Consider the following 13661-nt stretch of genomic DNA (forward strand, 5'->3'; position numbering starts at 1 on the left):
CGGGGTTCGCCCGCAGCGCACCGCGTGAATCCCTGCGTAGACTCGGGTTATGTCGCTCGGTCGCCCATTTCGAGCGCTGTGGACATCGAGTGCCTCCTCGAATCTCGCTGACGGAGTCGCGTTCATCTCGATGCCGCTTCTCGCGGTGTCGCTCACCGACGATCCGCGGTTGGTCGCGGGTCTGGCCACGACGTACGCCCTGGTGCGGCTCCTGGTCGCGCTGCCCATCGGGGTATGGGTCGATCGAGTCGATCGGCGCACGCTGCTGATCGGCGCGAACCTCATCCGTGGGTTGGCGGTGCTCGCCCTGGCTGTCTCCGTGCAGTTGGACCTCGCAACGTTACCGCTGCTCTACGCGGCGTTTGCGGTCGTCGGAACGCTGGAGAGCGCGGCGGACAACGCATCCGTTTCGCTCTTGCCCGGGGTCGTACCGGTCACGCAGCTGGATCGCGCCAATGGTCGCATTTCAGCCGCGCAGCTGATCGCCGATGAGTTCGCCGGACCGCCGCTGGGTGGACTGCTGTTTGCCGCCCTGGCCGCCGCTCCCCTGTATCTCATGGGCGGGCTGTGGGCTGCGGCCGGGATTCTCGCCCTGGCGCTGCCGATCCGGCGGCTCGGTGGGTCGAGCCCCGACCTCACCCTGCGCCAGCCCATTTTTCGCGAGGCGATCGAGGGTGCGCGATGGCTCGCGGGCAACCGCGCGGTTGGCGGGCTCGCGCTGATCGGCGCGCTTGCCAGTGTGGGCTACATGCTCCCCTTCTCGATCCTCGTGCTGTTCGCCGGGCAACGCCTCGCCCTCGATGCCCTCGGTTACGGGGTGATCCTGGCCGTTTCAGCGCTCGGCGGATTGGTCGGTTCGTTCTCGACAGCACGAGTCGTTGGCACGATGGGCTACCGGCGCACGATTATTGCGAGCCTCGTCACGGGGGCGGCAGCACTGTTCGCGCTGTCGATCGCCACCAACGGAGTTGTTGCCGCTGTGTTTCTCGCGGTCTACATCCTGCACGCCGTGGTCTGGGGAATCTGCGCCACCTCCCTCCGGCAACGACTCGTGCCCGACGCCCTGCGCGGACGGGTGAACGCGGCGTCCCGCGTGCTCAGCCTGCTCGGGCTGGCGCTCGGTTCGGCGCTCGGCGGCCTGCTGGCTGTGGTTGGCCTTGCACTGCCGATCGCCGTCGGTGGCGGAGTCTTCGTGTGTTGTGCGGTGCTGGCTGTCATCGTGCTCCCCCGCGATCCTGCCCCTGATCATCCAATGCCAGTCAGGCCCGGTGACAACAGGTCACGTCCCGTGCAGTGGTGTAGTTTCCGGGGTTTGATCGTTGGATTAACAACGCAACGAACCACCGTGCGATGGTCAGTGAGAACCGTTCAAAGTTCCTCACAGAAAGACACATCACACGATGGCTCTAGACCAGTCTGCCTTGCTTGAGCTCCTCTCGGAGCTCAAGCTCACCAATGTCACCGATCGAATCCGAACGGTGACCGAAACGCTCTACCAAGAACTCATCAACGCGGAGGCCACCGCCCACATCGGCGCGGCCCCGTTTGAGCGTTCTGACGATCGCACCAACCAGCGCAATGGGACCCGCCCGCGCGTCTTGACGACCACGGCCGGGGACCTGAATCTGAAGATCCCCAAGCTACGCCAGGGCTCCTTCTTCCCGGCACTCCTTGAGCGGCGCCGGCGCGTGGACCAAGCCCTGTTCGCTGTCGTGATGGAGGCTTACCTCCACGGCGTCTCGACCCGCAAAGTCGACGACCTGGTCAAAGCCCTGGGCGCGGACACCGGCATCTCCAAGTCCGAAGTATCCCGGATTTGCGCGGATCTCGACGGGGAAGTCGCCACATTCCGTGACCGTGACCTCGGCGTTACCGGCTACCCCTACGTCTTCCTTGACGCCACGTATTGCAAGGCTCGCGTCAACCACCGCGTCATCTCCCAAGCGATGGTCGTCGCCATCGGCGTGGCCGCCGATGGCCGCCGCGAGGTCCTCGGTTTCGACGTCGGCGACAGCGAGAATGAGATCTTCTGGACCGAGTTCCTGCGGTCTTTGAAAGCCCGTGGACTGGACGGTGTCAAGCTCGTCATCTCCGACGCTCACTCAGAGTTGAAGAAAGCCATTAGCACCGTTTTTCAGGGTGCCGCGTGGCAACGCTGCAGGGTCCACTTCATGAGAAATGTTCTTTCCATTGTCCCGCGCGCCAGTCAAGATATGGTCGCCGCTGTCATCCGCACCATCTTCGCCCAGCCCGACGCGACGCACGTTCAGGCCCAGTTCGACGAGGTCACCCGCATGCTCGAACGCTCTCACCCAAAAGTCGCCACGATGCTCCACGACGCGCGCGCCGACATCCTCGCATTCTGCGGATTCCCGCCCAAACACTGGCGACAGGTGTGGTCCACAAACCCACTCGAACGCTTAAATAAGGAAATCAAGCGCAGGACCGATGTCGTCGGTGTGTTTCCCAACCCGGCCGCCCTGCTCCGCCTCGCAGGCGCCGTCCTGGTCGAGCAACACGACGAGTGGGAGGCAGGCGCCCGCCGCCACCTCTCCGAAGACTCCATGCGCCAACTCGACGCCTTCAACGCCGCCCTCACCCTCCCCGACGCCAGCGCCCTGACGGGGGTGATTCCCGTTCCCGAGCTCATTGCCGCATAATCAAATCAGCTGACCCGCACGGTGACGATGAATTACACCACCCGGCGGGACGTGACCTGACAACACCCCCGGATCATCAATGACTGGGGGCAATAACCATGCCGGGCCTAACAGGCCAACACCCTTCAGAAGCAAAGCTTCAAGGGCCACCTACAAGGTAACGGGGGCTTGGCGCCCGCAGTCGCAAGAGATATTGGCGGCAGACGTACACACGGGAGTAGCGCTGACGAAGCTCATCCTCGAGTTCGAAGCGCGCGTGCATGAAGGCGTGCACGGGTGTGGACAGTCCATCGGGAGACTCAAATCCGTCGTCCCCGCTCGCTGACTCCTTGTACACGTGCAGGTAGCGATAGTTCTCCGCGAATCCTGCCGAGGTGTACCAGTCGTTTGCACTCGCGGTTTCTCGCGTCCAGGCATCGAGCGACGTGACTCGCTCCGGCAGCCGCTGTACGGCATGCCGCAGGAGCTTTGAGGCGATTCCGTGGCGTTGAGCATCCGGATGCACGGCTATTGAGTCGATCGTCGCGGTGTCGCCGTCGATCTCGACGTCGATCAGTCCAACGACGACGTCGCCCCTGCAGGCAACTAATTCCACACGAGCACTCGCAAATGTTGTCTTGCAAATTTTGACCTCGTCATAGTAATCGGTGTCAAAAAAACTCAGCAAGCGGCAGGTGAGCCAGCTTCGTTCGTCGGAAGTGCGGTAGTCCCGTATCTGTAGCATCGTGTCCCTGATCGTTGAAAAATTCGGTGCTCAATCGCGCGGAATGCACGAGAGCGCGGAACAATCAGGAGCGGAACATGATTCGACTGTACTGCGCGCCGCTCTGCCAAGGCAACCGCATCGCGGTGGAAGGAGTATGAGCGCACCCGTTTCGGGCGCGACCACGAGCGGATGCCGGCGCCGGGCACACAAAAAGGGCCGACTCTCGCGAGCCGACCCTTTTTACTGCGCGATCACTCCCACTCGATGGTTCCCGGCGGCTTGCTCGTCACATCGAGCACGACGCGGTTCACGCCGTCGACCTCGTTGGTGATGCGGTTCGAAATCTTGGCGAGCAGGTCGTAGGGCAGGCGAGTCCAGTCGGCGGTCATGGCATCCTCTGAAGACACCGGGCGCAACACGATCGGGTGACCGTAGGTGCGGCCGTCGCCCTGCACGCCCACCGAGCGCACATCGGCCAGCAGCACGACCGGGCACTGCCAGATCTCGCGGTCGAGGCCGGCGGCGGTCAGTTCGAAGCGAACGATCGCATCCGCTTGACGCAGCAGGTCGAGGCGTTCCTGGGTGATCGAGCCGACGATGCGAATTCCCAGGCCGGGGCCGGGAAACGGCTGGCGCTGCACAATTTCGGCCGGCAGTCCAAGCTCGGCGCCGATCGCGCGCACTTCGTCTTTGAACAGGGTGCGCAGCGGTTCGACCAGTTCGAACTTGAGGTCGTCGGGCAGGCCGCCCACGTTGTGGTGGCTCTTGATGTTGGCGGTGCCACTGCCGCCGCCGGATTCGACGACGTCGGGGTAGAGCGTGCCCTGCACGAGGAAGCGGATCGGGTCGCCGTCGATTTCCTTGGCTTCTTCGATAAGTTCGGCCTGGGCCTGCTCGAAGGTGCGAATGAACTCGCGGCCGATGATCTTGCGCTTGGTCTCAGGGTCGCTCACACCTTCGAGGGCCACGAGGAACTGCTCACGCACGTCCACGGTGACCAGGCGGATGCCCGTGGCCTTGACGTAGTCTTCCTCAACCTGGCGGCGCTCGTCCTGGCGCAGCAGGCCGTGGTCGACGAACACGCAGACCAGCTGGTCGCCGATCGCCTTGTGCACGAGGGCGGCGGCGACGGCGGAGTCGACTCCGCCGGACAGGCCGCAGATGACCTTGCCGGTGCCGACCTGGGCGCGAATCTTCGCGACCTGCTCGGCGATGACGTTGCCGCTGTTCCAGTCGGGGTTGATGCCGGCGGCGCGGTGCAGAAAGTTCTCGAGCACGTGCTGCCCGTTTTCGGAGTGCTTGACCTCGGGGTGCCACTGCACGCCGTAGAGGCGCTTGGCGTCGTTGGCAAAGGCGGCGACCGGGGTCGAGACCGAGGAGGCCAAAACGGTGAAACCCTCCGGCGCCGTGGCAACCGAGTCGCCGTGGCTCATCCACACGGTCTGGTTGCCCGGCTGGTTTGCCAGCAGCACGTTGTCGCCGTTGCTCACGGTGACCGGGGTCGAGCCGTATTCGCGGGCGCCAGTGTGGGCGACGGTGCCGCCGAGAGCGGTCGCCATCACCTGGAAGCCGTAGCAAATGCCGAGCACGGGCACGCCGAGCTCGAAGATCGCGGCATCGAAGGCGGGCGCGCCATCGGCGTAGACGCTTGACGGGCCGCCGCTCAGCACGATTCCGCGCGGGTTCTTGGCGAGAACTTCGGCGGCGGTGATCGTGTGCGGCACGATTTCCGAATAAACGGATGCCTCCCGCACGCGCCGCGCGATCAGCTGCGCGTACTGCGCACCGAAGTCGACCACGAGAACGGGGCGATCGAGGCCTGAGTCGGCGACCGCAGCTGAATCGGCGCGTGAGGCATCCGCTGATGCTGTGTCGACGACACTCACGAACGCACCTCGGCGGCCTTTTTCGCTTCGAGCTGCTCGAGGGAACGTTTGACGCGGCGGGTCATGGGGCCTTCCAGGAAGAACGAGAGCGTGGGGATGATGCCGCCGAGCGCAATCAGCACGAAGAGCGGGAACGGCCAGCGCATGAGACTCCACAGCCGGAAGTCGGCGAACAGGTAGAGCACGTAGAACCAGCCGTGCACGATCAGGATGATCGTGCTCAGGTTGATTGCGGCGACCGTGTCGCGCGGCACGAAGGCGAGAAAGCCATCGGCGCCGTTCATTTCGAGTTCGTAACCGAGAATGAACTTGGCATAGACCTCGGCGCAGAGCAGCAGCAGAAAGACACCGGTGATGATGGACGACACCTGGTAGAGCCGAAGCGCACCGGGGATTCGGGAAATATCGGCGGGCTTGGGATCAAGTGGCATGGGGTAATTCTATGCGCCAGCGCTGGGAGTGCTTGCAGAGACCAATTCGAGCTCGGCCTCCTCCTGCTCGCGCTCCAGCGCGTCGCGCACCAGACGATACCAGAGGAACACGGCGAATCCGGCGAAGACGACCCACTCGATGGCATAGAAGATGTTCAGCCAGTTGAGCGACTGATCAACTTCGGGCACCGGGGAGTCGATTTTGTCGAGTCCGCCCGGGGCTTCGGCGGCGACGATATACGCGGAATACACGGACTCGTCGGTGAAATCAGCCCACAAATTGATCAAAGCGGATGGCGCCACCTTGGTCAGTTCCATTGAGTCACCCTGCGGGTCGGGCAGCTCGGGTGCCTCGCCGGTGAGGAAGCGTCCGGTCAGGGTAACCGGGGTGTTTTCCGGTTCGGTTTGCAGCGCATCGATGACAGCCTGGGCGCTGACCTTATCGGGGGCCCAGCCGCGCGCGACGGCGATACTGGCGGCAGCATCCGTTTGAAAATGGCTGACCACCCAGAACCCTTCGACGCCGCCGTTGAAGCGTGTCGAGATGAGCGTGTCGTCACCGGGCACCCAGGTGCCTTCAGTGCTGACCATTTGGCCGGTCGCGATCTGCGTCACTCCCCCGTCGGGCTGCGCCACCTCGGCGAGAGGCTTGACCTGTTCGGTGCTGCGCTCCACGACCACGCCGGATTCGATGGCGCGCTCGAGCTGCCAGTGCCCGAGCAGGGCGAACGCCGCGGCAACGCCGAGGGCAAGCAGCAGTGCAGCGACCCAGCGGGGGCGCACCATCATTCTGATCACGAATAGTCACCTGTGTGAGTTTCTCGCCCGGGTTTGCGTGCCGGCCGGTCGGCCGCGTCGTCGGGTTCTGGGGAATGCTGACCGAGCGCGAAATCAGCCATGGAATCTACATCTGAATGCGAGCGTTTCGCTCTGGCAACCGTATCTTCCGCCGGTTGGGAATTAGCCGAGTCGCGTTTGGCCGTACGGCGGGTGAACTCGTCGGCATCGGCCGCCTGGGCGGCGGTCGCCGCCTCGACCAGCGCGATCTCTTCGTCGAGCATGGGGTTGCGCGGTGCGCGCGGCGCAACAGATGCCGGCACCCGACGACGCAGCGCCGATCCGATCTTCTCGGAATTCGCCGCGAACAGCGGGCCGAGTATGGCCATCGATAACACGTAGAGCCCGGCGAACGGTTGCAGCCGCGGATCCAGCCCGGCCGACACCGACAGCGTTGCCAAAATGAGCGTGAACTCGCCGCGGTTGACAAAGATCGCGGCGGTGTTCAGTGCTTCGCGTGGCCCCATCTTGTGCAGCCAGGCCAGCAGTGCCCCAGACAGCAGACTGAGTACGAAGGTCATCACGATGGCGATCAGCACGACTCCGATCACCGACCCGAACTGGGCTACGTCGAGGGCGAGTCCGAAGTTGAGAAAGAAGAATGCCGCGAAGATGTCGCGGAGGGGCACGGCGACGCGTTCGATTCTGGCGCGATAGCTGCTCGCGCCGAGCACGACGCCGATCAGGAACGCGCCGATCGCATCCGTCACGCCGATGATCTCGCCGATGCCGGCGAACAGCACCACGAGCCCGAAGAACAAAATGGTGAACAGTTCGTCGTCTTTGGTACGCATCAGGCGCGAGACGACGCGGCCGCCCCAGCGGGCGAGCGAGAACATGGCCACCAGAAACAGGAACGCGATGGAGAGCTGCAGCACGATCGGCCAGATCTCGGTTTCACCGCTCAGCACGACCGAGACGATGGAGAGGTAGATGGCGATGAAGATGTCGCCGACGACCGTCACGCCGAGGATCATCGGGGTCTCTTTGTTAGCCAGGCGGCGCAGTTCGATGAGCAGTTTGGTAATGATGGCGCTCGAGGAGGTTCCGGTCATGCCGGCAATGACGAGGGCTTCGCGGGGGCCCCAGCCCACGAGCAGGCCGAAGATGAAGCCGGCGCCCATGTTGATGAGCACCCAGGATCCGCCGGAGATGATCAGAGTCTTGGCGTTGCCGAAGAATTCTTCCTGGTCGAATTCGAGGCCGAGGCTGAAGAGCAGCAGGATCAGGCCGAACACGGCGATGAGTTCAATGTCGCCGGACTGAAAGTCGAGGGGGAAGAAGTCGGTGTTCGGGCTCGCGAGAACGCCCACGATCATATAGATCGGGATGGTGGGGAGCCCGATCATTTTGCCCAGGCGGCCAAGAACGTAGGCGACGACGAGCAGGATGCCGAGAACGAGGAGGTCTTCGCCCAGGTGCATCGGTTATCCCCCGGGTGGAGCGTCGACGGTTTTCGCCTTCACTTCACCGGTGCGGAAGAACGCGAAGGCCTTGACGACCTTTTCCGGCGAGCCAGCGACGACGAGGGTGTCGCCGGGAAAGACCTTGAAGTCGGCGGCCGGTGCCGGGTTGGCGGATTCTCCGCGCACGACGGCCACCACGGTGAGTCCGGCGATACCGCGATCGGCCGGGTTGCCAAGCGCCTGGCCGGCGATGTGGTCTTCGTAGTCGACGGTGAACCAGTCGATGCTGAGGCCGGGAATCTGGTCGAGGGCGCTGAGCGACTCGGTGATCTGGGTGCCGCCGAGCAGCTCGGCGAGGGTGTGCGCCTCGTCTTCGTTGAGCCGAAGCGAGACCTTGCTCGCGTCGGGGCCGCCCTCGTCGTCAGCAAAGGTAATGAGGTCGCTGTGGCCGGAACGGTGGGCGATGACGCCGACCTTGCCACCGTCATCCGTTATGAAGGTGTGCAGCACACCCACGCCGGGAAGTTTGACCCGCCGAACATCAACCATTGTCATGACTCCTGAGGTTTAGGGGCAGTGCGCTCATTCTACCGGAGCTGCTTTTTTCCGCCGCGCGCGGGTTCGTGCCGACGACATGCGTCGCGCGCCCGGTTTCGCCGACTGAAGCGACGAGTTCTCCCGACTGGGTTTTGCGCGGCGCCGTCAGCAATCAGCGCTACACGACCGCCGCAGAACTGACGCGACTGAACGCGCAGTCCCCGGCGCTGGGCCGACCGGACGCCACCGTGGCCTCGCTCATTCCGATCACGAAATCGAACGCGTGGTGGGAACTGGCCCAGGACGAACGACGAGCCATCTTTGAGGAGACGAGCCATCATATCCGCCGCGCCATGGACTATCTGCCGGCCGTGGCCAGGAAGCTGCATCACTGTCGCGACCTGGGCGGACCGTTTGATTTTCTGACCTGGTTCGAGTTCGCCCCATCAACGCGGCCGCATTCGACGATCTACTGGCTGAGCTGCGGGGGACGACGGAATGGACCTTTGTCGAGCGCGAGGTCGAGGTGCGCGTGACCCGAGGACCCCGGTAGCGCACCCGGTCGGCGGCGCCTGCGGCGCGCGCTAGTTCGTGACCACGATGTCGGGGGCCTCGAGGCGCACCCGGTCGGCGGATTCGTCGTTCGGCTCCTCCTGCGAGGCCCGCTCGGCGGCGACCCGGGTGAGATAGAAGCCGACCTCCCGGTCGATGCGCCCCTGGTCCCAGCCGAGCACGTCAGCCATGAGAGCTGCGGCGACCGGCGCGGCCGACACCCCGCGGTCCCAGGCCTCGATCGAGATGCGGGTGCGGCGCGCCAGCACGTCCTCGAGGTGCAGGGCACCCTCGTGCGACGCCGCGTAGACGACCTCGGCACCGATGTAGTCATCGGCGCCGGGCAGCGGCTCGGCGAGCGCCGGGTTCGCCTTGATCAGGTCGAGCAACTCGTCGGTGAGGGTGCCGTACCGGTTGAGCAGGTGTTCGACCCGCACGGTGTGCAGTCCGAACGCCCTGGCGATCTTGCCGCGCTTGTTCCAGGCGGCCTGATAACCCTCGGCGCCCAGCAAGGGGATGTCCTGGGTCGCCGACGCGGGAATGCAACCGTCGAGAGCCGACGCCGCGGCATCCACTGCGTCCTTGGCCATGATGCGGTAGGTGGTCCACTTGCCGCCGGCGATGACGACGAGGCCGGGAACGGAGTGCCCGACGAGGTGCTCACGGGACAGCTTGGAGGTCTGGTCGCTCTCGCCGGCCAGCAGCGGACGCAGCCCGGCGTAGACGCCCTCAACGTCTTCGCGGGTGAGCGGAACGCTCAGCACCTCGTTGATGTGCTCGAGAATGTAGTCGATATCCGCCGCCGTAGCAGCGGGGTGCGCCTTGTCGAGGTGCCAATCGGTGTCGGTCGTTCCGATGAGCCAGTGCCGGCCCCACGGGATGACGAAAAGTACGCTCTTCTCGGTGCGCAGCAGCAGTCCCATGGCGCTCTGGAACCGGTCGCGCGGCACGACGAGGTGCACGCCCTTCGAGGCCCGCACCTTGAAGGTGCCGCGTTCGCCGACCATGCGCTGGGTGTCGTCGGTCCAGACGCCGGTCGCGTTCACGACCTGCTTGGCCCGCACGTCGAAGTGTTCGTCGGTCTGCAGGTCGTGGGCGCGCACGCCGACGACGCGCTCCCCCACCTTGATGAAGCCCTCGACCCGCACCCGGCTGGCCGCGTGGGCTCCGTAGAACGAGGCGGTGCGCACGAGCGAAGACACGTAGCGGGCGTCATCGACCTGGGCGTCGTAGTACGTGATGCCGCCGACCAGGGCGTCATTGGCGAGGCTCGGAATGAGCTTCTGCACCTGGCTCTTGGACAGGTGGCGGTGGTGCGGCACTCCGGGCGGACGACCGCCGGTGTAGGAGAAGATGTCGTAGAGCAGCATGCCGGCCCCGATGTAGAAACGTTCGGTGAAGCGTTTCTTGAGCGGGTACAGAAACCGCACCGGCTTCACGAGGTGTGGTGCGATGCGCTGCAGCAGCAGCCCTCGTTCGGTGAGCGCTTCGCGAACGAGACGAAAGTCGAGCTGCTCCAGATAGCGAATGCCGCCGTGCACGAGCTTCGAAGACCGGCTCGACGTGCCCGACGCCCAGTCCCGGGCTTCCAGAATGCCCACGCTCAAACCACGCGTGACGGCATCAAGGGCTGCGCCGGCACCGACGATGCCGCCGCCGACAACGAGAATGTCGAGTTCCTTGTCTTTGAGCTTGGCGAGAGCGGCGATCCGCTCCTCAGGCCCCATTTTTGTGGATCGGGTGACCGAATTGTGGGACGTCATTGCTACTCCTGTTCAGACTCAATGTTCAAGACGAGAGGTCAGGGCGTGCTGCGACAACAGTGTTGAGGGTTATTTACGAAAAGTTCCGCTATCTTCGACGCTAGTTCACTCGGTACGGCGCGACAACCACTTCAACCCGTTGAAATTCTTTGAGATCGGAGTAGCCGGTGGTCGCCATCGACCGACGCAGCGCGCCGATGAGGTTGGCGGTGCCGTCGGCCACCGGTGCCGGGCCGTAGAGGATCTCCTCGAGCGGGGCCACTGTGCCCACCTGCACGCGCTTGCCGCGCGGCAGTTGCGGGTGGTGAGCCTCGGCGCCCCAGTGGAATCCGCCGCCGGGAGCATCCGTTGCCCGGGCCAGTGCGGTGCCGAGCATGACAGCGTCGGCGCCACAGGCGACGGCCTTGACGATGTCGCCCGAGGTCCCGAGGCCGCCGTCGGCGATGACGTGCACGTAGCGCCCGCCGGACTCGTCCATGTAGTCGCGACGCGCGCCGGCGACATCCGCTACCGCGGTCGCCATCGGGGCGTGGATACCGAGGGTCGTGCGGGTGGTCGACGCGGCTCCCCCACCGAAACCGACCAGAACACCCGCGGCGCCGGTGCGCATGAGGTGCAGGGCAGCCGTGTAGGTGGCCGCGCCGCCGACGATGACGGGAACGTCGAGTTCGTAGATGAACTTCTTGAGGTTGAGCGGTTCCTGGTTCTGCGACACGTGCTCGGCCGACACTGTCGTGCCGCGAATCACGAACAGGTCAACACCGGCGGCGACGACGGTTTCGTAGAGTTCCTGGGTGCGCTGGGGCGAAAGGGCACCGGCCACGGTGACGCCGCCCGTCCGAATCTCAGCGAGACGTGCGGTGACGAGCTCGGGCTGGATCGGAGCGGAGTACATCTCCTGCATGCGCGCGGTCGCCTTATCGGCGGGCAGGCTGCGAATTTCGGCGAGTAGCGGCTCCGGGTTTTCGTGCCGGGTCCACAGGCCTTCGAGGTCGAGCACGCCGACGCCGCCGAGCTGGCCCATCATGATGGCTGTGGTCGGCGAGACGACGGAGTCCATCGGGGCGGCGAGCACGGGAATGGCGAACTGGTAGGCGTCGATGGTCCAGCCGACCGACACGTCCTCCGGGTCGCGGGTGCGCCGGCTCGGCACCACCGCGATGTCGTCGAAGGCATATACGCGGCGAGCGCGCTTGGAACGGCCAATCTCGATTTCCATGGTTCCAGTTTAGAGGGAACCCCCGACATCCTCTTTTCAAGCGGATGCCGGACCCTCCCTACCGACGGTAGTTCGGGGCCTCGACCACGATTTGCACGTCGTGCGGATGCGACTCCTTGAGCCCGGCGGGCGTAATGCGCACGAACTTGCCCTTTTGTTTGAGCTCGGCGATGGTGCGGGCGCCCACATAGAACATGGACTGACGCAGGCCACCGACGAGCTGATAGGCCACAGCGGCGAGGGGACCGCGGAACGGAACTTGGCCCTCGATACCCTCTGGGATGAGCTTCTCGTCACTGGGAACGTCGTTCTGAAAGTAGCGGTCCTTCGAGTACGACGTCTTGGTGCCGCGGGTCTGCAGAGCGCCGAGCGAACCCATGCCGCGATACGTTTTGAACTGTTTGCCGTTGACGAACACGAGTTCGCCTGGACTTTCGGTGCAACCCGCGAGCAGGGAGCCGAGCATGACGGTGTCGGCACCGGCCACGAGGGCCTTGGCGATGTCACCGGAATACTGCAGTCCGCCATCGGCGATGACCGGAATGCCGGTTTCGCGAGCGGCGAGGGACGCCTGGTAGACCGCGGTGATCTGGGGAACTCCCACACCGGCCACGATGCGCGTGGTGCAGATGGAGCCGGGGCCCACGCCCACCTTGATGGCGTCGGCGCCCGCGTCGATGAGAGCCTGGGCGCCGGAGCGGGTGGCCACGTTTCCACCGATCACGTCGACGTCGGCGAAGGCCTTGTCGGCCTTCAGCCGACGAATGATGTCGAGCACCCCGGCGCTGTCGCCATTGGCGGTGTCGACCACGAGCACGTCAACGCCCGATTCGAGCAGGGCGGTCGCGCGCTGCCAGGCGTCGCCGAAGAAGCCGATGGCCGCGCCGACGCGCAGGCGTCCCGCGTCGTCCTTGGTGGCGAGGGGATATTCCTCGCTCTTGTCGAAGTCCTTCACGGTGATCAGGCCGGTGAGCTTGCCGTTGGCGTCGATCAGCGGGAGCTTCTCAATCTTGTGCTTGGCGAAGATGGCGAGGGCGTCTTCGGGCGCCATGCCGACCTTGCCGGTGATCAGCGGCGAGGTCGTCATGACCTCGCGCACCCGGGTGAGGGCCTTCTTGGCGTACGGCACGAAGCGCATGTCACGGTTGGTGATGATGCCCACCAGAATGCCGTCACCGTCGATGACGGGCAGCCCGCTGACGCGGAACTGGCCGCACAGGGCGTCGACTTCGGCCACGGTGGCGTCGGGCGAGGTGGTGACCGGATTGGTGATCATCCCAGATTCGCTGCGCTTGACCAGGTCGACCTGCTCGGCCTGGTCGCCGATCGAGAGGTTGCGGTGCAGAATGCCGAGGCCCCCCTCGCGGGCCATGGCGATCGCCATGCGCGTCTCTGTGACGGTGTCCATGGCGCTGGAGAGTAGCGGCAGCGACACGTCGATTCGCCGGGTCAGGCGGGATTTGGTGACCGCCTCGCTCGGAATGACATCGGTGTGCCCCGGCAGGAGCAGCACGTCGTCGTAGGTGAGCCCGGTGAATCCGAACGGATCTGGCTGATCCATGAAACCCCTTACCTGTAGCTGAAAAACAGAAAATTAACCGGAAAGTCACGAAAATTAACCGGTCCTCCAATGTTAAGCGTGTTTGGGTTCATCACATTCCGCA

Annotated in this window: 12 protein-coding genes; 3 read left to right on the forward strand and 9 right to left on the reverse strand. The window is 64.7% G+C overall.

Translation table 11 applies throughout. The features are described from left to right. The first annotated feature begins 49 nt into the window (after positions 1 to 49). Together BLS91_RS03805 and BLS91_RS03810 are read left to right on the forward strand one after the other, a co-directional pair. Positions 50 to 1429 (forward strand): MFS transporter, encoded by a 1380-nt coding sequence (locus tag BLS91_RS03805; protein ID WP_092339350.1) that lies wholly within the window; start codon positions 50 to 52, stop codon positions 1427 to 1429. Further along, positions 1401 to 2660 carry an IS256 family transposase gene (locus tag BLS91_RS03810; protein ID WP_092339352.1) on the forward strand — a complete coding sequence of 420 codons (1260 nt, stop codon included), beginning with the start codon at positions 1401 to 1403 and terminating at the stop codon, positions 2658 to 2660. Before BLS91_RS03805 ends, BLS91_RS03810 begins: the two co-directional genes overlap by 29 nt. A gap of 139 nt (positions 2661 to 2799) precedes the next feature. Here BLS91_RS03810 and BLS91_RS03815 read toward each other — a convergent pair whose 3' ends face one another. The 6 genes from BLS91_RS03815 to BLS91_RS03840 all read right to left on the reverse strand — a co-directional run bounded on the left by BLS91_RS03815 (position 2800) and on the right by BLS91_RS03840 (position 8481). Beyond that, entirely contained in the window at positions 2800 to 3384 is a 585-nt protein-coding gene (locus tag BLS91_RS03815) for a GNAT family N-acetyltransferase (protein WP_092339354.1), read from the reverse strand. Between the two features lie 233 nt (positions 3385 to 3617). Next, on the reverse strand, positions 3618 to 5165 hold the full coding sequence (gene guaA, locus BLS91_RS03820) for a glutamine-hydrolyzing GMP synthase (protein ID WP_241983034.1): 1548 nt from the start codon (positions 5163 to 5165) through the stop codon (positions 3618 to 3620). A gap of 83 nt (positions 5166 to 5248) precedes the next feature. Further along, positions 5249 to 5683: a DUF3817 domain-containing protein gene (locus BLS91_RS03825; RefSeq protein ID WP_092339358.1), complete on the reverse strand. Its 435-nt coding sequence runs from the start codon at positions 5681 to 5683 to the stop codon at positions 5249 to 5251. Between the two features lie 9 nt (positions 5684 to 5692). Further along, a complete protein-coding gene (locus BLS91_RS03830; protein ID WP_092339360.1) occupies positions 5693 to 6472 on the reverse strand; it encodes an SURF1 family protein in 780 nt (259 codons plus the stop codon). 5 nt (positions 6473 to 6477) lie between these two features. Beyond that, positions 6478 to 7944 (reverse strand): cation:proton antiporter, encoded by a 1467-nt coding sequence (locus BLS91_RS03835; RefSeq protein ID WP_092339362.1) that lies wholly within the window; start codon positions 7942 to 7944, stop codon positions 6478 to 6480. 3 nt (positions 7945 to 7947) lie between these two features. After that, complete coding sequence (locus BLS91_RS03840; protein WP_233193339.1) at positions 7948 to 8481, reverse strand: cation:proton antiporter regulatory subunit; 534 nt, start codon at positions 8479 to 8481, stop codon at positions 7948 to 7950. A 134-nt stretch (positions 8482 to 8615) separates the two neighbouring features. On the opposite strand from BLS91_RS03840, the gene BLS91_RS19495 reads away from it, so the two are divergent. Beyond that, entirely contained in the window at positions 8616 to 8999 is a 384-nt protein-coding gene (locus tag BLS91_RS19495) for a chlorite dismutase family protein (RefSeq protein ID WP_233197344.1), read from the forward strand. 48 nt (positions 9000 to 9047) lie between these two features. Here BLS91_RS19495 and BLS91_RS03850 read toward each other — a convergent pair whose 3' ends face one another. From BLS91_RS03850 to guaB, 3 genes are all read right to left on the reverse strand, one after another. Further along, entirely contained in the window at positions 9048 to 10778 is a 1731-nt protein-coding gene (locus BLS91_RS03850) for a glycerol-3-phosphate dehydrogenase/oxidase (RefSeq protein ID WP_092339364.1), read from the reverse strand. A 100-nt stretch (positions 10779 to 10878) separates the two neighbouring features. After that, positions 10879 to 11997 (reverse strand): GuaB3 family IMP dehydrogenase-related protein, encoded by a 1119-nt coding sequence (locus BLS91_RS03855; protein ID WP_092339366.1) that lies wholly within the window; start codon positions 11995 to 11997, stop codon positions 10879 to 10881. A 58-nt stretch (positions 11998 to 12055) separates the two neighbouring features. Further along, positions 12056 to 13558: an IMP dehydrogenase gene (guaB, locus tag BLS91_RS03860; RefSeq protein WP_092339368.1), complete on the reverse strand. Its 1503-nt coding sequence runs from the start codon at positions 13556 to 13558 to the stop codon at positions 12056 to 12058. Positions 13559 to 13661: the final 103 nt, after the last annotated feature.

This window comes from Cryobacterium flavum, assembly GCF_900103805.1.
Lineage (GTDB): Bacteria > Actinomycetota > Actinomycetes > Actinomycetales > Microbacteriaceae > Cryobacterium > Cryobacterium flavum.

Bases quoted from the DNA above. Each gene is read 5' to 3' on its own strand.
- BLS91_RS03825 (WP_092339358.1), bottom strand. From the start codon at position 5,683: ATGCCACTTGATCCCAAGCCCGCCGATATTTCCCGAATCCCCGGTGCG.
- BLS91_RS03835 (WP_092339362.1), bottom strand. From the start codon at position 7,944: ATGCACCTGGGCGAAGACCTCCTCGTTCTCGGCATCCTGCTCGTCGTC.
- BLS91_RS03805 (WP_092339350.1), top strand. From the start codon at position 50: ATGTCGCTCGGTCGCCCATTTCGAGCGCTGTGGACATCGAGTGCCTCC.
- BLS91_RS03850 (WP_092339364.1), bottom strand. From the start codon at position 10,778: ATGACGTCCCACAATTCGGTCACCCGATCCACAAAAATGGGGCCTGAG.
- BLS91_RS03810 (WP_092339352.1), top strand. From the start codon at position 1,401: ATGGCTCTAGACCAGTCTGCCTTGCTTGAGCTCCTCTCGGAGCTCAAG.
- BLS91_RS03830 (WP_092339360.1), bottom strand. From the start codon at position 6,472: ATGATGGTGCGCCCCCGCTGGGTCGCTGCACTGCTGCTTGCCCTCGGC.
- BLS91_RS03840 (WP_233193339.1), bottom strand. From the start codon at position 8,481: ATGACAATGGTTGATGTTCGGCGGGTCAAACTTCCCGGCGTGGGTGTG.
- guaB (WP_092339368.1), bottom strand. From the start codon at position 13,558: ATGGATCAGCCAGATCCGTTCGGATTCACCGGGCTCACCTACGACGAC.
- BLS91_RS03815 (WP_092339354.1), bottom strand. From the start codon at position 3,384: ATGCTACAGATACGGGACTACCGCACTTCCGACGAACGAAGCTGGCTC.
- BLS91_RS03855 (WP_092339366.1), bottom strand. From the start codon at position 11,997: ATGGAAATCGAGATTGGCCGTTCCAAGCGCGCTCGCCGCGTATATGCC.